Origin of the sequence: Diaphorobacter sp., assembly GCF_050251835.1 — a bacterium.
Taxonomy (GTDB): Bacteria; Pseudomonadota; Gammaproteobacteria; order Burkholderiales; family Burkholderiaceae_C; genus JBFXIE01.
In genome coordinates this window covers 13521-35784 of record NZ_JBFWLZ010000013.1, presented here as the reverse complement: position 1 = coordinate 35784, position 22264 = coordinate 13521, and the positions used below count along the sequence as shown (strand labels likewise).

The following is a 22264-nucleotide window of genomic DNA, read 5'->3' as shown; positions in this document are numbered from 1 at the left end:
GTCGCCGCTGCCGACAACGGCACCAGCGGGCCGCGAGCACCCTTGAAGGGGGATGGGTAAAATACGCGCTTTGCGCCCGCATCGCCGGCCGCGCTTTCACCGGCCATCCGGCGCTTCAGCTCCTTCGTCACAATCCATGTCGTCCAATCTGCACCCCATGCTCAACGTGGCCATCAAGGCCGCACGCGCCGCCGGCGCCATCATCAACCGCGCGGCCCTCGATGTGGAGGCCGTGCGCATATCGCAAAAGCAGATCAACGACTTTGTGACCGAGGTCGATCACGCCAGCGAAAAAGCCGTCATCGAAACGCTGCTGACGGCCTACCCCGGCCACGGCATCCTGGCCGAGGAATCTGGCAGTGAGTACGGCGCCAAAGACTCCGAATTTGTCTGGATCATCGACCCGCTGGACGGCACCACCAACTTCATCCACGGCTTTCCGGTGTATGCCGTCAGCATCGCGCTGGCCGTGCGCGGCAAGGTCGAGCAGGCCGTCGTGTTCGACCCCTCGCGCAATGACCTGTTCACCGCCACCAAGGGCCGCGGCGCCTACCTGAACGAGCGGCGCATCCGCGTGAGCAAACGCACCCAGCTCAAGGACTGTCTGATCTCCACGGGCTTTCCGTTCCGCCCCGGTGACAACTTCAAGCAGTACATGGCCATGATGGCCGAACTGATGCCGCGCACCGCAGGCCTGCGCCGCCCCGGCGCCGCCGCGCTGGATCTGGCCTACGTGGCCGCGGGCTATTGCGACGGTTTCTTTGAGTCCGGCCTGTCGATCTGGGACGTGGCCGCGGGTAGTTTGCTGGTCACCGAAGCCGGCGGCCTGGTGGGCAACTTCACGGGCGAATCCGATTTTCTGGAGCAGCGCGAATGCCTGGCCGGCACGCCGCGCATCTACGGCCAGATGGTCAGCCTGCTGGGCAAGTACAGCAAGTTTGCCAGCGCTGGCGACAAGGCCGCCGTGCGCCAGGCCACGGCCGACGCATCACCGGCCGATGCAGGCGACGAGGCCACTGCGGATGCTGCCGACAGCGCCACCACGCCCCCAGACAGCGCGGCTGACGAACCGCACAACCGGCCCACCTTCGCTCCCTGAACACCAGCGCGCCCACCGAACCATGGCGCGGTGATGCTGGGCCCGTGCCTACAGCGATCCCAGCAGCTTGCGCACAGGGGCGGGCAAGCCCATGGTCTGCCATTGCTGCGGCGTGTACCAGCCGGCCTGCGATGACTCGGCGCAGTGCGCGGGCGCCGCAGCGCCGCGCACCAGTACCGGGTGCAGATGCAGATCCCGATGCGTCAGAACATGGATGAAAGCCGGCAGATCTGTGCCCGGTGCGCCCGATGCGCTGATGGCGGCCTCCAGCGCGTCACGGTCGGCATAAACCGGCGGGCAGTACAACCCAGCCCAAATGCCCGCTGGCGGGCGGCGCTCAAGCCACAAGCGACCGTCGCCATCACGCTGCAGCAGCAGCCACCAGGCCTGCGCACTGCGCTTGAGTTTGCGCGTGCGCACCGGGTAGCCTTGCGGATTGCCATCGCGCTGCGCCACACACACCTGCTGCAGCGGGCACAGCATGCAAGCGGGATTGCGGGGCAGACAGATGGTGGCACCCAGATCCATGAGGCCCTGGGTGTAGCGCGGCATGGCGACGGGCAGATCATCGTGGGGCAGCAGCGCTTCGGCGCTCAACCACAGAGCGCGTTCGTTTTTTGCCTCGGCCAGATCGGCGCCAAAGCCCAGCACCCGGGTGAGCACACGCCGTACGTTGGCATCCAGAATGGGCGCACGCACGCCAAAACAAAAGGCGGCAATCGCACCCGCGGTGGATCGGCCTATTCCCGGCAACGCGGCCAGCTCGGGAACCGTGCGTGGGAACTGCCCGCCATGCGCCTGCACCACGATCTGGGCGCAGCGGTGCAGGTTGCGCGCGCGGCTGTAGTAGCCCAGCCCACTCCACAGCGCCAGTACCTCGTCCTGCGGCGCGGCGGCCAGCCGATGCACGTCAGGAAACTGCTCCAGAAAACGCGGGTAGTAGTCCAGCACCGTGGCTACCTGGGTCTGCTGGAGCATGATTTCGGACAGCCACACCCGATAGGCGTCGCGCGTGTTTTGCCAGGGCAGATGGTTGCGGCCATGCTCGGCCTGCCAGCGCACCACCTGCGCCGCGATCGTTTCCTGCCGGCCGGTCATGCCGCTGTCAGCGGGAAAGGCAGCGTGTCAGGGTTGTCGTGCGCCAGGGCGGCGTCGGCCTCTTGCGGCTGCTGCACCAGGCTTGCCGTGAACTCGGCCAGACGCCGTTCGAGCTCAGTCAGATGCCGCTCTGCCTCTTCGATCTCCGCAATGCGCTCGACCAATCCGCTGGCTGCTTGCTGAATGCGGCTGACCGCCTCCAGTCGCCGCGAGAAGCTGCGCTTGCGCTCACGCAGCTGCGAATCCAGCTGCGATGTGGCCGTCTTGCTCCACAGCTCCAGCTCATTGGCCGCGGCCTCGAACACGGTGCGCAGGCGCAGGCCCAGTGCGCGCAGCAATCGTTGCGTGAACTCCGGACTCACCAGACGCAGCGTGCTGCCCACACCCACGTATTGCGCGTGGCGTTGCTCGATGAGTTTGATTTCTTGAATCTGCGCGCCAAGCTGTGGCGCTGGCGGCACTTGCAGTGAGAAACCGAACTCGGCATTAAGCTGGCGAAAAGTACCGCCCAGCATGGCCTGGATTTCGATGCCGGAAGTCTGCGCGTTCTCCAGGACAGCGCGCACCTGGGCAAACGTCTCGTCGTACACCTTGCGCACCCCCAGTTTGAGCCCCCTGGTCTGCAGCGCATCGGTCAGCGCAGCCAGTTGATCCTTGAGCGCACGCGGGCCCAGTTGGCGAAAAACGTCCCGCAGCATCTTCAAGTGCACCACGCGCACGGCCTGAATCCTGGCGGTGCTGGCCTCAAACTCCTGCTGCTCGTGCTCAATGCGGGTGCGCATGGACTCGATCACCGACATGTTTTTGCCGCGCAGACTGCGCAGCTCCAGCATCTGGTCATCCAGATCGCGGCGGCGAATGTTAATCACGCGCTGCACTTCGTTGCGCAGACTGGCCACGCCGCTGGACACCGTGGCCAGCAAAATGGCCTGGCGCCGGCCCATGATGCCCCGCGCCAGCGCATCCTCGAGCAAAGGCAGGCCGCTGGATTCCAGCAGTGCATCGTCGCCGTTGATCTTGGCCACCAGGCCCTTCTGCGCGGATACGGGAACCACCTGGCTGAGCGGCATGCCCAGCATTTCGGCCACGGACTGGCGCTGGCGCTCAAGCTGCGCCCGCACCTGCGCAGGCGAATTCAGTGTGTCCCACAGCGTGTCGATCTTGTTGAGCACCACCAGCCGCGCATCAACCGCGTCCTCAGACTCGCCGAGATGGTCGCGCCATATGGCCAGGTCGGATCGCGTCACGCCGGTGTCTGCGCCCAGAATGAAGACCACCGCATGCGCCTGCGGAATCAGGTTGATGGTCAGCTCGGGCTCAGCGCCCACGGCGTTCAAACCTGGGGTATCCAGAATCACCAGCCCCTGCCTGAGCAAAGGGTGAGGAATGTTGATGATGGCGTGACGCCACATCGGCACTTCGACCATGCCCCTGGCGTCCTGCATGGGATTGTTATCGTCCGCCTCGTCATTCCAAAAGCCCAGCGAACGCGCTTCGTCCACGGTGACGCGGCGCACCTGGGACACTTTTTCCAGCGCCTCGGCCATCTGGGCCGGATCGTCCATGTCCAGCGCCACCTTGACCCAGTGATCGGGCTTGAGCCGCCATTCGGCCAGGCCCGGCGATTGCAGGCGTGTATCTATGGGCAACAGGCGCAGGCAGGGGTCAGTGCCGCTTTCATACCCCAGCTCGGTGGGGCACATGGTGGTGCGTCCCGCGCTTGCCGGCATGATGCGGCGGCCGTATCCGGCAAAGAAAATGGCGTTGATGAGCTCGGACTTGCCGCGGGAAAACTCGGCCACGAAAGCCACGGTGACCTTGTCGCTTCGGACCTGCTCCTCCAGCCGCTGCAGTCGCTCTTGTACCGCGGCGTCCATGAGATCCTGGGCGCCCATCCACTGGCCGAGCCGCTTGAGCTGCTGAGCAAAGGCACGTCGCCATGCGCCATGCTGGTCAAACTGTTCGTTGAATGAGGATCCCACTTTGTTCCCGGATGTCAAAGGGCAATGCCCGCCACGGCATGCACCGTTGTCTGTGTTGTGCAATATAGCATCGCCTCTCGACAGCGCATCGGGCTAAGAGCACTGGCACTTCGGACAGTAATAAGTGCTGCGCTGCCCCTGGCGCAGCAGGCGCACCGGCGTGTCGCACCGCCTGCAAGGCAAGCCTTCGCGTCCGTACACATGGGCCTCGAGCTGAAAATGCCCTGCGTTGCCGTCAGCGCTGGAAAAATCACGCAGCGTGCTGCCGCCGCGCTCGACGGCCCGCGCCAAAACCTCGCGGATGGCGCCGTGCAGCCGCTTTGCGCGCTGCGGACCTATCGTGGCGGCACGCACGGTCGGCCGGATGCGCGCCAGAAACAAGACCTCGGACGCATAGATGTTGCCCACGCCGACAACCAGCTTGCCGCCCAGCAACAGCTGCTTGATGGACATGCGGCTGGCACGCAAACCGGCGTAGAACGCCTCGAATTGAAAGTCATCGCTCAGGGGCTCAAGCCCCAGCCCGCCCAGCAGCTTCAGCGCCTGCGGCGATGACTCCCCAGCCGCCCAGACCACGGCGCCAAAACGCCGCGGATCGTGCAGCCGCAACGTGCCGTGGCTCGTGTGCATGTCAAAGTGATCGTGCGCGCCGCGATCAGGCAAGCCCGGGGCAAACCGCAGGCTGCCGGACATGCCAAGGTGGATGAGCAGCACCCCCTCGTCCAGATCCAGGAGCAGATATTTGCCACGCCGACGCACGGCCATCACCTGCCGGCCCACGAGAGACGCGGGCGCCACGCACAACGGCCAGCGCAAGGGCTTGCCCAAGGCCAGGGCAAGGATTGTGGCTCCGGCAATCGCATCGGCAAAACTGCGTCGCGTGACCTCCACCTCGGGCAACTCAGGCATGCATGCACTCGTCAAATAGTCCTAAGGTCATGGATTATTATGGGTCGATGGAGCATTTCTTACGTTTCGGCGCTGCATCACTGGCCTGCGCAATCATGGTCGGCCTGGGGTCGGCCAACGCCCAGACCATGGTGCAGCAAACCTCTGCCGAGCCCGCCGGCGACACGCTGCAAGAAGCGGTTACGTCCGAAGACGATGTCAGCGACGGAGCCGACCTCAATGCCGAGTTGTTCTACGAACTGCTGCTGGGCGAGATGGCCACCCGCAACGGCGACCCGCGCACCGGCTACGCACTGATGCTCGATGCAGCCAGGCGCAGCGCCGACCCGCGTCTTTACCGCCGTGCCACCGAGATGGCACTGCAGTCACGCTCTGCAGACGCAGCCCTGATGGCCGCGCGCGCCTGGAAGCAGGCCTTGCCCCTGTCACGCGATGCCAACCGCTATTTACTGCGCATCCTGGTGACGATCAACCGCATCGAGGAAAGCGCCGAACCACTGCAGCAGGAATTGAAGCTTGCGCCCGCCCGGGACAAGATATCCCTGATCCGCGCGCTGCCCCAGTTGTACGCGCAGGCGGGCGACAAGGCACTGGCCGCACGGGTGGTGCATCAGGCGCTGCAGTCTGATCTCGGCCACCCTACCGTCGGCCCCGCCGCATGGGTCACCCTGGGGCGCATGCACCTCTCAGCGGGCGACAAGGCGCGTGCGCTGGAAGCCGCAGGCCAAGCCATCGCGCTGGATCCCACAGACGACGGCGCAGCCATGCTGGCACTGCAATTGCTCGACGCACGCATTGCCCAGGCCGAGCCACTGCTGGCGAGCTATCTTGCGCGCAAACCACTGCCCGAGGTACGCATGGCCTACGCACGCGTGCTGGCACAGTCGCAGCGCTTGTCCGATGCGCAGACGCAGCTGGACACCCTCACCAGCGATCAGCCCGACTTCCCCGAAGCATGGCTGCTACAGGCGTCGCTGCACCTGCAGGTCGGCCGACTGGAGCAAGCCCATGATGCCCTGCTGCGCTTCACGCAGTTGCTCCAATCGCAACCCGCCACCGAACCACGCCGCCGCGCGCTGACGCAGGCCTACCTGATGCAGTCGCAAATTGCCGAAAAGCGCGGCGACTTTGCGCAAGCACAGAGCTGGCTGGCCCGCATCGAAGATGCGGCGGAACTGCTGTCAGCCCAAAGCCGCCGCGCCGCGCTGCTGGCGCGCCAGGGCCGACTTGATGAGGCACGCGCATTGATACGCGCCGTGCCTCTGCGGGGGCCTGATGACGAGCGGCTCAAACTGCAGGCAGAGGCGCAGTTGCTGCGCGATGTCGGCCAATACCAGCTGGCCTACGAAGTCCAGAGCAAAGCTGTGGCTCTGGCCCCCGAGAACAACGATCTGCTTTACGACCAGGCCATGATGGCCGAGAAAGCCGGTCGCCCAGCCGAAATGGAACGGTTGCTGCGCGAGGTTCTCCATCGCAACCCGGATCACCACCACGCGCTCAATGCGCTCGGGTTTTCGCTGGCGGATCGAGGCGTGCGTCTGCGAGAGGCCAAGGCGCTTATCGTCAAGGCGCTGGAATACGCGCCGCAAGACCCCTACATCACAGACAGCCTGGGCTGGGTTGAATTCCGCCTTGGCAACCGCCAGAAAGCCCTGCACATCCTGGAAGGCGCTTTCAACACGCTACCTGACGCAGAGATCGCCGCCCACATGGGTGAAGTGCTGTGGGCCATGGGGCAGCGCGAGCGCGCACTGGCCATCTGGCGCGAAGGTCTTCGCATCAACAAAGACAACACCACGCTCAGGGACACGCTCAAGCGCCTGGGGGTTCGGCCTTGATGGCACGCTTGCTCGCGGGCGCCACCTGCGTGCGGCGGCGCACGCTGCTGGCCATGACGGCTGGCGGTCTGCTCAGCGCTTGCGCCCAGCCCCCCCGCCCCCCTGCCGGCAAAACAGACCACTGGAGCGGCCGGCTTGCCGTGCAGGTGGAAGACGCAGCCCACCAGTCGTTCAATGCAGGCTTTGAGCTCGAGGGCAATCCCGATACCGGCGAATTGACTCTGCTCAGCCCGCTGGGCAACATCATCGCCACACTGGGCTGGTCGCCAGGGCATGCGCAGCTGCAACACGGGGCAAATCGCAAGGAGTCCACATCACTGCAGGCGCTGGTTTTCGAGCTGACCGGCAGCGACCTTCCCATCGCTGCGCTGTTCGGCTGGCTCAAGGGCGAAGCCGTTCAAGCGGCGGGCTGGCAGGCAGACCTGAGCGCCATCAGCCAGGGCCGCCTGACCGCGATGCGCCAGACGCCCGCACCCCAGACCACCTTGCGTGTCGTCTTGAGTCCATGAGCATGCAAAACCTGTACGACGTACCCGCGCCAGCCAAGTTGAACCTGTTCCTGCACATCACGGGCCGCCGCAGCGATGGCTACCACCTGCTGCAGTCGGTGTTCATGCTGATCGACTGGTGCGACACACTGCATTTCGGCCTGCGCCCGGACGGCGCTATCACCCGCGAGGACCTCACCCACCCGCTGCCTGAAGACGACCTCACCGTGCGCGCTGCCCGGGCGCTGCAGGCTGCCACCGGCTGTCGGCTGGGCGCGCATATCGGCATTCACAAACGCATTCCTGCACAGGCCGGAATGGGGGGTGGGTCATCCGACGCAGCCACCACGCTGCTGGCACTCAATCGGCTCTGGAAGTTGCAACTGCCCCGGTCGCGCCTGCAATCCATCGCCCTGAGACTGGGTGCGGATGTTCCGTTTTTTTTATGTCGCACAAACGCCTGGGTAGAGGGAATTGGCGACATAATCCAACCTCTTGGATTGGAGCATCAGGTACCGCCTGCGAGTTTCGTGGTGGTCAAGCCTGGGTCGGGACTGGATACGAAAACAATTTTTTCGCACTCTTTTCTCAAACGCGATTCAGTCAGTGCTACAATCTCGGACTTCGCTGCAATGCACTACCAATTTGGGGTCAATGACCTGCAGCCAGTCGCAATGACGGTAAATCCGGAAGTAAGTCAATCCATCAATTGGCTGGACTCCAAAGGATTGAAAAGTCGAATGACAGGCTCTGGAAGTGCAGTGTTTGCGCAAGTCACGCATGCGATTGATTTGCACGATGCACCTGCTGCATGGCAAGTCAAAGTATGTGAGAATTTGCAGCTTCATCCGCTTGCGGAATGGGCTTCAGATTAGAAATACGGGGTTGGTCGCTCTGCGGCGGCCGACCTGTGTAGGGGAGTCGCCAAGTTGGTAAAGGCACCGGATTTTGATTCCGGCATGCGAGGGTTCGAGTCCTTCCTCCCCTGCCAAACCTTATTTCCCATGCGGAATTCAAATTCAGACGGCTGAGTCGCTCATGCAAACCAATCACCCTGACTTCGTGGTTTTCACGGGCAATGCAAACCCTGGCTTGGCTGCTGACATCGCCAGCAATCTGGGCACCAACCTTGGCGCCATTGACGTGGGCCGATTTTCTGACGGAGAAGTCACCGTCGAGATCAAGCAAAACGTGCGCGCCCGTGATGTGTTTGTGGTGCAATCCACTTGCGCTCCCACCAACGAAAACCTCATGGAACTGCTGATCATGGTCGATGCGCTCAAGCGCGCCTCGGCAGAACGCATCAGCGCTGTGATCCCCTATTTCGGTTATGCCCGCCAGGATCGCCGCCCGCGATCCACGCGCGTGCCGATCTCGGCCAAGGTGGTGGCCAACATGCTGCAGGCCGTTGGCGTGGCCCGCGTGCTGACCATGGATCTGCACGCCGACCAGATTCAGGGCTTTTTCGATATTCCCGTTGACAACATCTACGCTTCGCCGGTGCTGCTGGGCGACCTGAATCAGAAAAAGTACGACAACCTGATCGTCGTCAGCCCCGACGTGGGTGGCGTAGTGCGCGCTCGCGCGCTGGCCAAGCAGCTCGGTACCGACCTGGCGATCATTGACAAGCGCCGCCCCAAGGCCAACGTGTCCGAAGTGATGCACGTCATCGGCGACATCGATGGGCGCAACTGCGTGATCATGGACGACATGATCGACACCGCAGGCACCCTGGTGAAGGCGGCTGAGGTGCTCAAGGAGCGCGGCGCCAAGAATGTGTATGCCTATTGCACGCACCCGATCTTCTCTGGTCCCGCCATCGAGCGCATTGCCAAGGGCTCAGCGCTCGACGAAGTGGTGGTGACCAACACCATCCCGCTGAGCGACATCGCCAAGGGATGCTCCAAGATTCGCCAGCTCTCCGTGGCGCCGCTGATCGCCGAAACGATCCAGCGCATTGCCAAGGGAGAGTCGGTGATGAGTCTGTTCTCCGACCCCGCCTGAGTCTTGCCGCCGCTGGCGGTAGTGTCAGAAATATCAAGCCTCCCCCGGGAGGCTTGAACGTTCGGAGACAGCTAGAACAGGCCCGTGCCATGGTGGCATGCGGTCTTTATCAACAGGGCCAGGCTGGTCGCGGCCGGCCCCATCAGGAGTTACAACATGCAATTCGTCGCTTTTGAGCGCGCCAAGCAAGGTACGGGTGCGAGCCGCCGTCTGCGCATTTCGGGCAAGGCCCCCGGCATCGTCTATGGTGGTTCCGCCGAACCCCAGATGATCGAGATCGACCACAACGCCCTGTGGCACGCTCTCAAGAAGGAAGTCTTCCACTCCAGCATCCTGGACATGGAACTGAACGGCCAGGTCACCAAGGTGCTGCTGCGCGACGTGCAGTACCACCCCTTCAAGCAGCAAGTGCTGCATGTGGACTTCCAGCGCGTGGACGACAAGACCCGCGTGCACCTGAAGGTGCCACTGCACTACGAAGGCCTCGAAGGCTCGCAGGCCGTGAAGGTCGAAGGCTGCACCGTGACCACGCTGGTTCACGAACTGGACGTGATGTGCATGCCCGCCCAGCTGCCTGAATTCATCAAGGTGGATCTGAGCGGCCTGACATCCAAGTCTTCCCTGGGTCTGCAGTCGATCAAATTGCCTCACGGCGTGAAGGCCGTGGTGCGCGGCTCCAACAAGAACCCCGCCCTGGTTTCGATCAAGCTGCCCGAGGTGGTGGCCGACGCGTCCGCAGCTGCGCCCGCCCCTGCGCCCGCCAAGAAGGGCAAGAAGTAAACACTTCTGCCAGACAGCCGTCCTGATCGGGGGCGGCTTTGCAAATCTCAACGGCCCACCTCGCGTGGGCCGTTGGCGTTTTTGCCGCCCGCGCGGCTTGAGCCACGCCCAGCCAAGGGCACCGGATAATCGCGACCATGATCAAACTGTTTGTGGGCCTGGGCAATCCCGGCCCGGATTACGCGGCTACGCGCCACAACGCGGGCTTTTGGTGGATTGACGCGCTGGCGCGCGAACTCAAGGTCATGCCGGTGCCCGAGCGCGCCTACCACGGCCTGGTCGCCCGCACCAGCGTCGCCGGTCACAGCGTCTGGCTGCTGCAGCCGCAGACCTTCATGAATCTTTCGGGCAAATCGGTGGCCGCACTTGCGCGCTTTTTCAAGATTCAGCCCGAAGAAATCCTGGTGGCGCACGACGAACTGGACATCGCGCCCGGCCAGGTCAAACTCAAACTGGGCGGCAGCCACGCGGGTCACAACGGACTGCGCGACATTCACGCGCAATTGGGCAGCAGCGACTATTGGCGGCTACGCATCGGTATCGGGCATCCTGGCGTCAAGGCGGAAGTGGCGAACTGGGTACTGAAAAAACCCGCGCCTGACCAGCGCACACTGATCGAAGACAGCATCCTGCACTCCCTCAAGGCCTACCCCGCTCTGCTGGCCGGCGACATGGACAAGGCCACGCTGCTGGTGCACACCACCAAACCGCCGCGCCCCAAGCCGCCCCGTCCCGCCCCGGCTCAGGCAGCGCCACAAGAGGGCAAGAGTTAACTATATTTTTGATAGCTGATCGCGCTTTTCCTATAAGCGCTGGAGGCCAAAAACGCCCATAAACAAAACCCCAGCATCAAACCGACGATGCCGCCTGCAGGCGCTGGAACTTCTGCCACAGGGTTTCGCGGCTTTCCTGATGGGCTGGGTTGACCGGGATGCAGGCAACGGGGCATATGGCCACGCACTGGGGTTCGTCGAAGTGGCCCACGCATTCGGTGCACTTGGCTGGCTCGATCTCGTAATGGTCTTCGCCCAGAAAGATGGCGTGGTTGGGACATTCGGGCTCGCACACGTCGCAGTTGATGCACTCGTCGGTGATCATCAAAGCCATGGCGCGCTCCCTGTGCAGCCTGTTGCGCGGTGCGGTGACTGGCGGGTGGTAAACAGCATGTGCGGATTATCCGCCTGCCCCTGCGCGAGCCCGCGCCACGGCGCCGATGGCCGCCACGCAGCTGCGGCTTTTTGCCGCTATGCTCTGCGGCCCGGTTGCGCCGCGTGCGCCACTGGCCCATGCCCGCCGCCCCATATCCCCATGGCTCTATTCTTCCTTCAACGCCTCGCCACCCTGATCGCCACGCTGCTGGGCGCATCGGCCGTGGTGTTCGTGGTGCTGGAGGTTTTGCCCGGCAACGCGGCCGAGGTGCTGCTGGGCCCCGACGCAGCGCCCGAGGCCGTGGCCGAACTGACCACGCAACTGGGCCTGGATCAGCCGCCATTGGTGCGCTATGGCCAATGGCTGGGCGGCCTGCTCACCGGCCAGCTGGGCGACAGCCACGCCTACAGCGCGCCGGTGGCCGCGCTGATCGCAGAGCGCCTGGCGCTGACCGTTCCGCTGGCCCTGCTGGCCATGCTGCTGACCTGCGTGCTGGCGCTGGCCGCGGGCATGTATGCCGCCGCGCGCCACAACCGCCCGGGCGACTGGGGCGTGATGGTGCTGGCGCAGCTGGGCATCGCCATTCCCAGCTTCTGGTTCGCCATCCTGCTGATTCTGCTGTTTTCGGTAAAGCTGCAGTGGTTCTCGGCTGGCGGCTTTCCGGGCTGGAGCAGTGACGCCGGCGGCGGCGTACTGCCCGCGCTGCAGGCCCTGCTGCTGCCCGCCGTGGCGCTGGCCGTGGTGCAGGCCGCCATTTTGGCCCGCATCACACGCTCGGCCGTGCTGGACGTGCTGCGCGAGGACTTTGTGCGCACCGCGCGCGCCAAGGGTCTGAGCCAGCGCGCGGCGCTGTGGGGCCATGTGCTGCGCAACGCCATGATTCCCGTGGTGACGGTGATGGGCCTGCAGTTTGCCAACCTGCTGGCAGGCACCATCGTGGTGGAAAACGTTTTTTACCTGCCGGGCCTGGGCCGACTCATCTTTCAGTCGATTGCCAACCGGGACCTGGTGGTGGTGCGCAACTGCGTGATGCTGCTGGCGGCAATGGTGGTGGTGGTGAACTTCCTGGTCGATCTGCTGTATGCCGTGATCGACCCGCGCGTAAAGGCGCACGGCCTGTGAGCGCCCTGGCGGATACCGCTGCGCCCCCCATGCTGCTGCTGGGGCAACGGGCGCTGCGCCACCCCAGCTTCATGCTGGGCGCGACGCTTACCGCGCTGGTGCTGGCCGCTGCGGCGCTGTCGTTCATCTGGACGCCCTGGCCGCCGGGCCACATGAACATGGGCGCCACCCTGCAGCCCCCCGGCGCGCAGCACTGGCTGGGCACTGATGCTTACGGGCGCGACGTGGCATCGCTGCTGCTGGTCGGCGCGCGCGCCTCCATCGCGGTGGGCGTGATTGCCGTGGGCATCGGCCTGGCGCTGGGCGCCGCGCTGGGGCTGCTGGCCGCAGCACGCGGCGGCTGGGTAGAAGAAGCCGGCATGCGCCTGGCAGACTTTACTTTTGCCTTTCCGGCGCTGCTGCTGGCGATCATGCTGACGGCGGTGTTCGGCCCGGGCATGGTGAACGCCATCGTCGCCATCGGCATCTTCTACATACCGACCTTTGCGCGGGTCACGCGCGCGTCTGCCAAGGCGGTGTGGGCGCGCGACTACATCCTGGCGGCGCGCGCCTGCGGCAAGGGGCCCTGGCGCATCACCTTCGAGCATGTGCTGCCCAATATTGCATCGGTGCTCATCGTGCAGGCCACGATCCAGTTTGCGCTGGCGATCCTGGCCGAGGCCGCGCTGTCCTACCTGGGCCTGGGCACGCAGCCGCCGCAGCCGTCGTGGGGCCGCATGCTGGCCGAGGCGCAGACCCTCATGTTCCAGGCGCCGCTGCTGGCCGTGTGGCCAGGCATGGCGATTGCGCTGGCGGTGCTGGGCCTGAACCTGCTGGGCGACGGCCTGCGCGACCTGCTGGACCCCCGACTGTCCCGCCAGCGATGACGCTGCCGCCCTGCCCTGCCTCCACCACGCCGCTGCTGGACGTGCGCCAGCTGGCCATCACGCTGCGCACGCCGCGCGGCCCGCTGCGTGCCGTGCATGACGTCAGTTTCGCCCTGGCCCCCGGCGGCACGCTGGGTCTGGTTGGCGAGTCGGGCTGCGGCAAATCCCTCACCGCGCTGGCGCTGATGGGCCTGCTGCCCGGCGGCACGCAGGTAGCGGGCAGCGTGCGCTTTGACGGCCAGGAGCTGCTGCCCATGAGCGATGCGCAGTGGTGCCGGCTGCGCGGCAACCGCATCGGCATGGTGTTTCAAGAGCCGATGACCGCCCTCAACCCGGTGCACACCATCGGCCGGCAGGTGGCCGAACCGCTGCGCCTGCACCAGAGGCTGTCCGCCAGACAGGCACGCGCCGAAGCCATCGCCCTGCTGGAGCGTGTGGGCATCGCCCAGGCCGAGCAGCGGCTGGACGCCTATCCGCACCAGTTCTCGGGCGGGCAGCGCCAGCGCATCACCATTGCCATGGCGCTGGCCTGCGGGCCGCAGCTGCTGATCGCCGACGAACCCACCACCGCGCTGGACGTGACGCTGCAGCGCCAGATACTGGAGCTGATCCAGTCGCTGGTGGCCGAGCGTGGCATGGCGCTCATCCTCATCTCGCACGACCTGGGCGTGATCGCGCAGAACGTGCAGCGCACCCTGGTGATGTACGGCGGCACCGTGGTCGAGGCCGGCCCCACGCACGCCGTATTTGGCGCACAGGCCCACCCCTACACCCGCGGCCTTCTCGCCGCGCGCCCGCAGCTGGGCACGCCGCGCGTGCCAGGCGGCCGCCTGCCCACCATTGCCGGCACCGTTCCCCGGCTGGCCGACCTGCCCCCGGGCTGCCCCTTCGCCGGTCGCTGCCCGCTCACCATATCCGCCTGCGATGCAGCGCTGCCACCCGCCACGGCGCTGGGCGCTGGCCACATGGCGCGCTGCACAAGGCTGGGAGAGGTGGCATGAATACTATCAATTCAATAGCTGCTAGCGCTTTATCTACAAGCGCTGAAGACCATTTTGATTCAGACGCCCCGCTGCTGAGCGTGCGCGATCTGCGGCGCCACTACCTGCTGCCGCGCAATCGCCCGTGGGGGCCGCGCGCACAGGTGCAGGCGCTGCAAGGCGTCAGCTTTGACATGACTGCCGGGCGCAGCCTGGGCGTGGTGGGCGAATCAGGCTCGGGCAAGTCCACGCTGGCGCGCCTGGTGATGGCGCTGGACACGCCCACCGCCGGCACGGTGCAGCTGCTGGGCCGCGACCTGCACCGGCTGCCCGCGCGCGAACTGCGTGCCGCGCGGCGCGACTTTCAGATGGTGTTCCAGGATCCGTACGGCTCGCTCGATCCGCGCCAGACCGTCGGGCGCATCGTCACCGAGCCGCTGCAGGCCCTGGGCAAGGCCACGCGCGCCGAACTGCGCGAGCAGGCCGCCGCCGTGCTGCGGCAGGTGGGCCTGCACCCGGGCGATGCGCACAAATACCCGCATGAGTTTTCGGGCGGCCAGCGCCAGCGCATTGCGATTGCGCGCGCGCTCATCACGCGCCCGCGCCTGATCGTGGCCGACGAGCCCGTCAGCGCCCTGGATGTGTCGGTGCAGGCGCAGGTGCTCAACCTGCTGCAGGACCTGCAAGAGCGCCATGATGTGACCTACCTGCTCATCAGCCACGACCTGGCCGTGGTGCAGCACCTGTGCGACGAAGTGCTGGTGCTGCACGGGGGCCGCGTGGTGGAGCGCGGCGCGCCGCGCACGCTGTTCAGCGCGCCGCAGCATCCCTACACCCAGGCGCTGGTGGCGGCGGTGCCGCGCATCGGGCGTTAGGCGGCTGCCGGATTTGGATGTGCCCGGCCACCTAAAACCTGGCCATGCCCTGCGCTGTAGTACAAACAACAGCGCAAGCCCCCCATACACACATTCGATTGAAGGAAGACCCGTACATGTTCACCCGCCGCACTGCCCTCGCCTCTGGCGCCCTGGCCACCGCTTCGCTGGCCATGCCGCTGCACGCGCTGGCGCAGGGCAACCATCAGGGCACCAAAAGGGACACCGTCACGCTGGCGCTGGTGCTGGAGCCGCCGGGGCTGGACCCCACGGCCGGCGCGGCATCATCGATTGCCGAAGTCACGCTCTACAACATCTACGAGACGCTGACCAAGATCAACCCGGACGGCAGCGTGTCGCCCCTGCTGGCCGAGAGCTGGGAGGTGTCGCCCGACCTGAAGACCTACACCTTCCGCCTGCGCAAGGGCGTCACCTTTCACAACAGCGCGCCGCTGAACGCAGCGGCCGTCAAGTTCTCGTTTGACCGCGCCGGCAGCGACAAAAGCACCAACAAGGACAAGGGCCTGTTTGCCAAGCTCAGCACCCGGGTGGTGGACGAGCACACGGTGGTCGTCGTCAACCAGGACATCGACCCCGACCTGCTGTTCATGCTGGGCCAGGCCACGGCCATCATCGTCGAGCCCCAAAGCGCCGCCACCAACGCCACCAAGCCCGTGGGCACCGGCCCCTACAGGCTGGCCGACTGGCGCCGCGGCGCCTCCATCACGCTGACAGCCTGGACCGGCGCACGCCAGGCGGCCCAGGTCAAGATACAGCGCGCCACCTTCCGCTTCATACCCGACCCGGCCGCCCAGGTGGCGGCCCTGCTGGCGGGCGACGTGGACGCCTTCCCGCGCGTCACGCCGCGCAGCGTGGCGCAGTTCAAGGCCGACCCGCGCTTTCAGGTCATCGTGAGCGGCTCGCGCGCCAAGACCATTCTGGCCATGAACAACGCGCGCAAGCCCCTGAACGACGTGCGCGTGCGCCGCGCCATTGCCGCCACCATCGACCGCAAGGACATCATCCAAGTGGCGGCCGACGGCCTGGGCGTGCCCATCGGCAGCCATTACGTGCCCGGCGCCTTTGGCTACGTGGACACCACGGGCATCAACCCCCACGACGTGGACAAGGCCCGGCGCCTGCTGGCCGAAGCCGGCGTGAAAACGCCGCTGCACCTCAACATGACGCTGCCGCCCACGCCATACGCGCGCCAGGGCGGCGAGCTGATCGCCGCGCAACTGGCCAAGGTGGGCATCATTGCCAAGCTGCACAACGTGGAATGGGCGCAATGGCTCAGCGGCACCTACGGCAACAAGAACTACGACCTGACGCTGATCTCGCACGTCGAGCCCTTTGACCTGGGCAACTTTGCCAAGCGCGGCTACTACTGGGGCTACCACTCCGAGGCTTTTGACCAGCTCTACGACCGGATCAAGAACACCGCCCGCCCCGCCGACCGCGCCCGCCTGCTGGGCGACGCCCAGCGCCTGCTGGCCGAGGACGCAGTGCACGCATTTTTGTACCAGCCGCAGTGGGTCACCGTGACAGACAAAAACCTGCGCGGCCTGTGGAAAGACATGCCGTTGTTCGTCAACGATTTGTCGGCGCTGTACTGGGCCTGATGTGCCCGCACAGGTCTCCGCACAGGTGGCCGCATTGCCGCCGCGGTGGACTCCCGCCGTCGCGGCAATGACGGGGCCACAAGCGCAGCCACTTATTTATTGATATCAGCCTCCAGCCCTTGCACGTCAAGCGCTGACAGCTATCAAAAGACTAGCGCTGTGCCGTCGCCAGCCGCGCGGCCAAACCCAAGAACACCAGCCCCGCCACGCGATTGAGCCAGCGCTGCGCGCGCGCCGAGCGCTGCAGCAGTGCGCCAAAAGCACCCGAAAAGCAGGCAATCGCGCCAAACACCAGCAGGGTGGCCAGCATGAACACCAGGCCCAGCACCATCAGCTGCGCGGCCACGCTGCCACGGGCGGGGTCGGCAAACTGCGGCAAGAACGCCAGAAAGAAGATCAGTACCTTGGGGTTGGTAAGGTTCATCACCATGCCGCGCCCCACCATGCGCAGCGCGCCGCCCCGCTCTGGCACGGCGCCGGCACCCGGCTCTGAACCATCCGGGCCGGCCGGCGCGCGCAGCGCCCCCCAGGCCAGCCAGACCAGATAAGCCGCGCCGCACCACTTGAGCACCGCAAACGCCCTGCTGGATGCCGCAAACACCGCCGCCAGCCCCAGCGCCACGGCCGCCGTGTGCACCACCAGACCCAGGCACAACCCCAGCACCACGCACATGCCCGCACGCCAGCCGCGCTGCGCCGATTGCAGCAGCACAAAAAGGTTGTCCGGCCCAGGCGACAGGCCCAGCAGCACGGCAACGCCAAAGAAGGTGGTCAGGGTTTCGATCGTGGGCATGAGGAGGGGGAAAACAACAGACGATGGTTCGGGCCATGACAAACGCAGGTCGTGGCGGGTTCAGGTCAGGGCGGTTCAGGCAGTGACGATCCAGCCCTCCAGCGCGTCGAGCGTAGGCGGCAGGCCGTACAGCGCATCGCCCTGCACATGGCGCTGCTCGCCCCAGGCAGCCTGCAGCAGGCACAGCACGGCGTCCAGGCTGTCGCCGCGCGCATCCTGCACCAGGGCGTCGTGCTGCGCCGCGCTCAGCACCAGGCGCAGTCCCAGGCGCGTGCGGCCGGTCTCCAGCGCAGCCAGCAGGTCTTTGCGCGCTATGAGGCGGTCGGGTGTTTGCCGCGCCTTGTCGTCGCTCTTGTAGCTGCGCCGGCCCAGCACCTCGCGCGCCAGCAGGCCTGGGTAGGCCTCCAGCGCCACGCGCTGAGGGTCGCCTGCGCGCAGCCCGGGCAGATGCACGCCCGCATCAATGAGCAGCGGAACGCCCGCGTGCAGCATGTAAGCCACGGGCGGGTTGACCCATTTCATCGAGGGACTGGATCCGGCAGGTCCGTCGGTGGCGCGGTGCGCAAACTTGGCGCCCACCGGGCGCGCGGCGCAAAACGCGGCAAACGCATCGCGGATCTGCGCCCGCGTGAGGCTGCGGTAATGCGCCATGCAGGCGGCCCAGCCCAGCGGCCAGCCCAGTTGCTGCACCAGGGTGCGCGGCAGGCCAAAAGGCAAATCAAACCCGCCCACCCAGGATTGCGGCTCGGCCAGCCACTGGCCAAACGCATCCAAGGAATCAAACCGCGACAGGCCGGTCAAGGTCACGCGGTCGCCCCGGCGATGCCCCAGCGCCAGCACGATGGGCTTGCGCGGGCTGGGGCTGCTGGAGAAATCGCAGCCTGCCAGCAGCAGGCCGCCCGCCCCGTCAGGCACGCCCGATGATGCTGGCCGTGGCCATGAGCTCTTCGAGCAGCGCGAACGACACCTTGCCCGAGGCGGCATAGGGGTCGAATTCGGGGCGCTCGGAATACTTGAGCACGATGGAGTGGTTGAGCTTGGCCAGGTTGACCTGGCCCATGGTCCAGCCGCCAAAGCGGCGCTCGGTGATCTCTTCAAAGGCCAGCAGCTCCACATGCTGGTGGCGCGGGTCGCGCTGGATATGGCCGTACAGGTCACTCACGGCCGATCGGCCGCCTTCGATGGCCTGCAGAAAAATGCCGCCGCCGTAGCACAGCACGCCGGTGATGCCGGTGGCCGGGTTGTGCTGGCGCGACTGGGTGAGGATGGCTTCGATGGCCTCGGCCGACGTATCGACTGCGCGGCTGACATAGAGAAGACGGACCAGCATGGGGTCAGTTCCTTCCGGGAATGAGGGCGAGGAATTCACGGCGCAGCGCAGGGTTGGTGAGGAACACACCGCGCATGACCGAGTTGATCATCTTGCTGTCCATCTCGCGCACACCGCGCCAGGACATGCAAAAGTGGCTGGCCTCCATGACGATGGCCAGGCCGTCGGGCTGGGTTTTTTCCATGATCAGGTCGGCCAGCTGCACCACGGCTTCTTCCTGGATCTGGGGGCGGCCCATCACCCAGTCCACCAGGCGCGCGTACTTGGACAGGCCGATCACGTTGGTGTGCTCGTTGGGCATGACGCCGATCCAGATCTTGCCGATGACCGGGCAGAAATGGTGGCTGCAGGCGCTGCGCACGGTGATGGGGCCGACGATCATCAGCTCATTGAGGTGCTCGGCGTTGGGGAATTCGGTAATCGCCGGCGGCTGCACGTAGCGCCCCTTGAAGACCTCGTTGAGGTACATCTTGGCCACCCGGCGCGCAGTATTTTGCGTGTTGTGATCGCCCGCTGTGTCGATCACCATGCTGTCGAGCACGCCCTGCATCTTGGCCTCTACCTCGTCGAGCAGGCGCTCGAGTTCGCCGGGCTGGATGAAGTCGGCAATGTTGTCGTTGGCGTGAAAGCGCCGGCGCGATGCCTGCAGCCGTTCACGAATCTTGACGGAGACGGGCGTGCCCTCATCGGACTCGCGGGTGCTCACGGGTGGGGGTGTTTCAGCAGACATGGCGCCATGGTACCAGTGAATGTATCCTCAGGTCTTATGGGTTCTTTATGCCTCTGGCGCCCGTTCCATAAGCGCCAACAGCTATTTATTTAATAGCAAAGAACCCAAACCGCAACGTATTTCAGTAACGATTGCCGGTCAGCCACAAGGCGGCGCGCGCAAGGCCGAAGGCCAGGCGATCCAGCACCCGCTGGCGCAGCGATCGCCGGGCGTAGCTTTGGGGGTCCAGCTGGCGCCCCTCGTGGGCCATGGCGTGGCGCAGCCGGCGGCGCAAGTCTTGCGCAAACGCGCGGTCGTGCACGACAACGTTGGCCTCGCGTGCCAGCAGCAGCGACAGCGGATCCAGATTGCTGGAACCCACGGTGGCCCAGGCGCGCCTGCTTTGCGCGTCGATCACCGCCACCTTGGCATGCAGAAAGCTGGGCGCGTACTCGTGGATCTCCACGCCCGCAGCCAGAAGCTGGCCATATACGGGGCGCGCGGCGTGGTATTGCATGAAATATTCGTAGCGCCCCTGCAGCAGCAGCTGCACCCGCACGCCGCGCCGGGCCGCCAGCACCAGCGCGCGGCGCAGCTTGCGGCCGGGCACAAAGTAGGCGTTGGCGATGATGATCTCGTGGCGCGCATGGGCGATGGCGCGCAGGTAGGCGCGCTCGATACGCGTGCGGTTGCGCACGTTGTCGCGCAGCACCAGCGCCGCACGCATGCCGCGGCTGCTGCTGTCGGCGCGCCGTGCGGCCAGGCGCGCCGCGCTGGCGGCGCGCAGGTCGGCCAGCGCCAGCGACAGGCGCCGGCGGCGCACGTCGCGCACGGCCCGCATGCGCCACCACAGCTGCTCCATGGCCTCGCTGGCCTGTTGCACCAGGCTGCCCACGGCCCGCACCGCAAAGTCAAAGCGCGGTGCGGCCAGCACGCCATGGTTGGGGTCATGGAAGTCGTCCAGCACGTTGATGCCACCGCAAAACAGCACGCAGCCGTCGATCACGCACAGCTTGCGGTGCAGGCGCCGCCAGCGCATCGGCAACAGCAGACCCAGCGGCCCCAGCGGCGAGTACACCTGCACCTGCACGCCGGCCTGCTTCAGGCGCGAGCGCCAAGGCTCAGGCAGCGGCCCGGTGCCCACGCCATCCACCGCCAGGTGCACGCGCACGCCACGCTGTGCCGCCCGCATCAGCGCCCGGGCCACGTCGGCGCCGGCGCCGGTGAAGTCGAAGATGTAGGTCTCGAACTGGATGTCGGACAGTGCGGCATCCATGTCGGCAATGAGGGCCGGAAAGAACTCCTGCGCGCCCTGCAGCAGTTGGATGTGGTGGCCCGTCGCTGACGCGGCGCGCCGTGCAGGGGTGACGACCATGCTCTCAGAGTCTGAACTCGGCAATCAGCGGAAGGTGGTCCGACATGCGCCACCAGATGCGACCGCGCGGCACATGCAGCCCCAGCGGCGTGAGCCCGCGCACGTACACGTGATCCAGCTGCACCAGCGGCAGGCGCGCGGGATAGGTGAAGGCGCGCGGCGCATCGTCGTACTCGAACAGGCCAAAGCCCGCCAGCATGCGCTTGATCTGCAGCCCCCAGTCGTTGAAGTCGCCCGCCACGACCAGCGGCGCGTCGCCCGGCACCTCGCGCGCAATGAAGCGCTGCAACTGCGCCACCTGGCGGATGCGGCTGCCCGGAATCAGCCCCAGGTGCACCACGATGGCGTGCACCCGGCGGCCCTGCACCTCCACCTCCACATGCAGCAGGCCGCGCTGCTCGAAGCGGTGGTCCGAGATGTCTTCGTGCTGGTGACCCATCACCGGCCAGCGCGTGAGCAGCGCGTTGCCATGCTCGCCGTGGCGCGTGTAGGCATTGGTGCGGTACACCGACGCGTAGCCCTCCGGCGCCAGGTATTCGGCCTGCGGCACGCGGGGCCAGCGCTCGAAGTAGCCGGCCTCTTTGTGGTTCATCTTGCGCACTTCCTGCAGGCACACGATGTCGGCGTCGAGCTGCTCCACGGCCAGCCCCAGGTTGTGGATCTCCAACCGGCGCGTCGGCCCCAACCCCTGCACCCCCTTGTGGATGTTGTAGGTGGCCACGCGCAGGATGCCGGAATGCTCGGCGGGCAGTTCGATCGGTGTGTGGGTCATGATCAGGCGAATCGGGGCAACCAGAGTATGGCCTCTGCATTGGAGGGCGAGTAGCAGCGGTCGGCCGCAGCGCGCCAGTCGGCCCAAGCATATGCCTTGTGCTCACGCGGATTCAAGACCACCGGCGTTTGCGCCGGCACGCACAGGCCGAAAACGCGCTCGGTATTCAGGCGCACACCAGGCGCATAACGGTGCAGCCATTGCGGGTAAATGGTGTAGATGTTCTGCAGGCCCCAGTCGCGCAGTACATGGCCAGGCGCATGGGCGTGGATGCCGGTTTCCTCGGCCGCCTCGCGCGCGGCAGTGGTGGCCCAGTCTTCATCCACAAAATCCTTGCTGCCGGTGACGGATTGCCAGAAGGGCTGGCCATCGGGCGCATCCACGGTGCGCCGGATGAGCAGCACGTCCAGCGCGGGGGTGTAGATCACCACCAGCACGGATTGGGGAATTTTGTAGGCGTGCACGGCGCTTCA

General features: G+C 65.9%; 23 protein-coding genes and 1 tRNA gene. 13 read left to right on the top strand and 11 right to left on the bottom strand.

Annotated elements, in window-relative coordinates; genetic code table 11:
* The first annotated feature begins 136 nt into the window (after positions 1-136).
* Positions 137-1099 carry an inositol monophosphatase family protein gene (locus AB7E35_RS06680; protein WP_428162762.1) on the top strand — a complete coding sequence of 321 codons (963 nt, stop codon included), beginning with the start codon at positions 137-139 and terminating at the stop codon, positions 1097-1099.
* 48 nt (positions 1100-1147) lie between these two features.
* Here AB7E35_RS06680 and mutY read toward each other — a convergent pair whose 3' ends face one another.
* The 3 genes from mutY to mutM all read right to left on the bottom strand — a co-directional run bounded on the left by mutY (position 1148) and on the right by mutM (position 5088).
* Positions 1148-2197 (bottom strand): A/G-specific adenine glycosylase, encoded by a 1050-nt coding sequence (gene mutY, locus AB7E35_RS06675; protein ID WP_428167270.1) that lies wholly within the window; start codon positions 2195-2197, stop codon positions 1148-1150.
* On the bottom strand, positions 2194-4179 hold the full coding sequence (locus AB7E35_RS06670; protein ID WP_428162760.1) for a dynamin family protein: 1986 nt from the start codon (positions 4177-4179) through the stop codon (positions 2194-2196). The genes mutY and AB7E35_RS06670 overlap by 4 nt, the downstream gene beginning before the upstream one ends.
* Positions 4180-4272: 93 nt before the next feature.
* Positions 4273-5088, bottom strand: a complete 816-nt coding sequence (gene mutM / locus AB7E35_RS06665) for a bifunctional DNA-formamidopyrimidine glycosylase/DNA-(apurinic or apyrimidinic site) lyase (RefSeq protein WP_428162759.1) — start codon at positions 5086-5088, stop codon at positions 4273-4275.
* A 29-nt stretch (positions 5089-5117) separates the two neighbouring features.
* Between mutM and AB7E35_RS06660 the strand changes: the two genes are divergently transcribed.
* The 7 genes from AB7E35_RS06660 (at position 5118) to pth (ending at position 10971) form a co-directional block, all read left to right on the top strand.
* The gene (locus AB7E35_RS06660; RefSeq protein ID WP_428167269.1) at positions 5118-6926 is read left to right on the top strand and encodes a tetratricopeptide repeat protein; all 1809 of its coding nucleotides are present in this window, start codon (positions 5118-5120) and stop codon (positions 6924-6926) included.
* Positions 6926-7435, top strand: a complete 510-nt coding sequence (locus AB7E35_RS06655) for a lipoprotein insertase outer membrane protein LolB (protein ID WP_428162757.1) — start codon at positions 6926-6928, stop codon at positions 7433-7435. The genes AB7E35_RS06660 and AB7E35_RS06655 overlap by 1 nt, the downstream gene beginning before the upstream one ends.
* Positions 7436-7437: 2 nt before the next feature.
* Complete coding sequence (ispE, locus tag AB7E35_RS06650) at positions 7438-8289, top strand: 4-(cytidine 5'-diphospho)-2-C-methyl-D-erythritol kinase (RefSeq protein WP_428167268.1); 852 nt, start codon at positions 7438-7440, stop codon at positions 8287-8289.
* 39 nt (positions 8290-8328) lie between these two features.
* Positions 8329-8405: transfer RNA gene (locus AB7E35_RS06645), tRNA-Gln, on the top strand.
* A gap of 47 nt (positions 8406-8452) precedes the next feature.
* Positions 8453-9418: a ribose-phosphate pyrophosphokinase gene (locus tag AB7E35_RS06640; RefSeq protein ID WP_428162756.1), complete on the top strand. Its 966-nt coding sequence runs from the start codon at positions 8453-8455 to the stop codon at positions 9416-9418.
* 156 nt (positions 9419-9574) lie between these two features.
* The gene (locus AB7E35_RS06635; RefSeq protein ID WP_428167267.1) at positions 9575-10198 is read left to right on the top strand and encodes a 50S ribosomal protein L25/general stress protein Ctc; all 624 of its coding nucleotides are present in this window, start codon (positions 9575-9577) and stop codon (positions 10196-10198) included.
* Positions 10199-10335: 137 nt separating this feature from the next.
* Positions 10336-10971 (top strand): aminoacyl-tRNA hydrolase, encoded by a 636-nt coding sequence (gene pth, locus AB7E35_RS06630; RefSeq protein ID WP_428162754.1) that lies wholly within the window; start codon positions 10336-10338, stop codon positions 10969-10971.
* Positions 10972-11047: 76 nt separating this feature from the next.
* Here pth and AB7E35_RS06625 read toward each other — a convergent pair whose 3' ends face one another.
* On the bottom strand, positions 11048-11305 hold the full coding sequence (locus AB7E35_RS06625; protein ID WP_428162753.1) for a YfhL family 4Fe-4S dicluster ferredoxin: 258 nt from the start codon (positions 11303-11305) through the stop codon (positions 11048-11050).
* A 201-nt stretch (positions 11306-11506) separates the two neighbouring features.
* Here AB7E35_RS06625 and AB7E35_RS06620 point away from each other — a divergent pair, with 201 nt between their 5' ends.
* From AB7E35_RS06620 to AB7E35_RS06600, 5 genes are all read left to right on the top strand, one after another.
* Positions 11507-12469: an ABC transporter permease gene (locus tag AB7E35_RS06620; protein ID WP_428162752.1), complete on the top strand. Its 963-nt coding sequence runs from the start codon at positions 11507-11509 to the stop codon at positions 12467-12469.
* Between the two features lie 29 nt (positions 12470-12498).
* Positions 12499-13335, top strand: coding sequence for an ABC transporter permease (locus AB7E35_RS06615; protein WP_428162797.1), 837 nt, complete (start codon positions 12499-12501; stop codon positions 13333-13335).
* Positions 13332-14336 (top strand): ABC transporter ATP-binding protein, encoded by a 1005-nt coding sequence (locus AB7E35_RS06610; protein ID WP_428162751.1) that lies wholly within the window; start codon positions 13332-13334, stop codon positions 14334-14336. Before AB7E35_RS06615 ends, AB7E35_RS06610 begins: the two co-directional genes overlap by 4 nt.
* Complete coding sequence (locus tag AB7E35_RS06605; protein WP_428162750.1) at positions 14333-15190, top strand: ATP-binding cassette domain-containing protein; 858 nt, start codon at positions 14333-14335, stop codon at positions 15188-15190. Before AB7E35_RS06610 ends, AB7E35_RS06605 begins: the two co-directional genes overlap by 4 nt.
* A gap of 116 nt (positions 15191-15306) precedes the next feature.
* Complete coding sequence (locus tag AB7E35_RS06600; protein ID WP_428162749.1) at positions 15307-16812, top strand: ABC transporter substrate-binding protein; 1506 nt, start codon at positions 15307-15309, stop codon at positions 16810-16812.
* A gap of 151 nt (positions 16813-16963) precedes the next feature.
* Here the strand turns inward: AB7E35_RS06600 and AB7E35_RS06595 are convergent, their stop codons facing one another.
* From AB7E35_RS06595 to nudB, 7 genes are all read right to left on the bottom strand, one after another.
* Complete coding sequence (locus AB7E35_RS06595) at positions 16964-17605, bottom strand: LysE family translocator (RefSeq protein ID WP_428162748.1); 642 nt, start codon at positions 17603-17605, stop codon at positions 16964-16966.
* Between the two features lie 75 nt (positions 17606-17680).
* A complete protein-coding gene (locus AB7E35_RS06590; protein WP_428162747.1) occupies positions 17681-18520 on the bottom strand; it encodes a DUF429 domain-containing protein in 840 nt (279 codons plus the stop codon).
* Positions 18513-18935: a BLUF domain-containing protein gene (locus tag AB7E35_RS06585; protein ID WP_428162746.1), complete on the bottom strand. Its 423-nt coding sequence runs from the start codon at positions 18933-18935 to the stop codon at positions 18513-18515. Before AB7E35_RS06585 ends, AB7E35_RS06590 begins: the two co-directional genes overlap by 8 nt.
* A 4-nt stretch (positions 18936-18939) precedes the next feature.
* Entirely contained in the window at positions 18940-19665 is a 726-nt protein-coding gene (gene folE / locus AB7E35_RS06580) for a GTP cyclohydrolase I (protein WP_428162745.1), read from the bottom strand.
* 121 nt (positions 19666-19786) lie between these two features.
* Positions 19787-21019 (bottom strand): cardiolipin synthase ClsB, encoded by a 1233-nt coding sequence (gene clsB / locus AB7E35_RS06575; RefSeq protein ID WP_428162744.1) that lies wholly within the window; start codon positions 21017-21019, stop codon positions 19787-19789.
* Positions 21020-21023: 4 nt separating this feature from the next.
* A complete protein-coding gene (locus AB7E35_RS06570) occupies positions 21024-21791 on the bottom strand; it encodes an endonuclease/exonuclease/phosphatase family protein (RefSeq protein WP_428162743.1) in 768 nt (255 codons plus the stop codon).
* Positions 21792-21793: 2 nt separating this feature from the next.
* Positions 21794-22255 carry a dihydroneopterin triphosphate diphosphatase gene (gene nudB, locus AB7E35_RS06565; protein WP_428162742.1) on the bottom strand — a complete coding sequence of 154 codons (462 nt, stop codon included), beginning with the start codon at positions 22253-22255 and terminating at the stop codon, positions 21794-21796.
* Positions 22256-22264 lie beyond the last annotated feature (9 nt).

Coding starts and splice junctions, on each gene's coding strand:
- AB7E35_RS06620 (WP_428162752.1), top strand. CDS start 11,507: ATGGCTCTATTCTTCCTTCAACGCCTCGCCACCCTGATCGCCACGCTG.
- AB7E35_RS06660 (WP_428167269.1), top strand. CDS start 5,118: ATGGATTATTATGGGTCGATGGAGCATTTCTTACGTTTCGGCGCTGCA.
- AB7E35_RS06615 (WP_428162797.1), top strand. CDS start 12,499: ATGCTGCTGCTGGGGCAACGGGCGCTGCGCCACCCCAGCTTCATGCTG.
- AB7E35_RS06625 (WP_428162753.1), bottom strand. CDS start 11,305: ATGGCTTTGATGATCACCGACGAGTGCATCAACTGCGACGTGTGCGAG.
- AB7E35_RS06585 (WP_428162746.1), bottom strand. CDS start 18,935: ATGCTGGTCCGTCTTCTCTATGTCAGCCGCGCAGTCGATACGTCGGCC.
- AB7E35_RS06570 (WP_428162743.1), bottom strand. CDS start 21,791: ATGACCCACACACCGATCGAACTGCCCGCCGAGCATTCCGGCATCCTG.
- AB7E35_RS06655 (WP_428162757.1), top strand. CDS start 6,926: ATGGCACGCTTGCTCGCGGGCGCCACCTGCGTGCGGCGGCGCACGCTG.
- AB7E35_RS06605 (WP_428162750.1), top strand. CDS start 14,333: ATGAATACTATCAATTCAATAGCTGCTAGCGCTTTATCTACAAGCGCT.
- AB7E35_RS06595 (WP_428162748.1), bottom strand. CDS start 17,605: ATGCCCACGATCGAAACCCTGACCACCTTCTTTGGCGTTGCCGTGCTG.
- pth (WP_428162754.1), top strand. CDS start 10,336: ATGATCAAACTGTTTGTGGGCCTGGGCAATCCCGGCCCGGATTACGCG.
- mutY (WP_428167270.1), bottom strand. CDS start 2,197: ATGACCGGCCGGCAGGAAACGATCGCGGCGCAGGTGGTGCGCTGGCAG.
- AB7E35_RS06680 (WP_428162762.1), top strand. CDS start 137: ATGTCGTCCAATCTGCACCCCATGCTCAACGTGGCCATCAAGGCCGCA.
- folE (WP_428162745.1), bottom strand. CDS start 19,665: ATGTCTGCTGAAACACCCCCACCCGTGAGCACCCGCGAGTCCGATGAG.
- mutM (WP_428162759.1), bottom strand. CDS start 5,088: ATGCCTGAGTTGCCCGAGGTGGAGGTCACGCGACGCAGTTTTGCCGAT.
- AB7E35_RS06640 (WP_428162756.1), top strand. CDS start 8,453: ATGCAAACCAATCACCCTGACTTCGTGGTTTTCACGGGCAATGCAAAC.
- AB7E35_RS06635 (WP_428167267.1), top strand. CDS start 9,575: ATGCAATTCGTCGCTTTTGAGCGCGCCAAGCAAGGTACGGGTGCGAGC.
- ispE (WP_428167268.1), top strand. CDS start 7,438: ATGCAAAACCTGTACGACGTACCCGCGCCAGCCAAGTTGAACCTGTTC.
- AB7E35_RS06610 (WP_428162751.1), top strand. CDS start 13,332: ATGACGCTGCCGCCCTGCCCTGCCTCCACCACGCCGCTGCTGGACGTG.
- AB7E35_RS06600 (WP_428162749.1), top strand. CDS start 15,307: ATGTTCACCCGCCGCACTGCCCTCGCCTCTGGCGCCCTGGCCACCGCT.
- clsB (WP_428162744.1), bottom strand. CDS start 21,019: ATGGTCGTCACCCCTGCACGGCGCGCCGCGTCAGCGACGGGCCACCAC.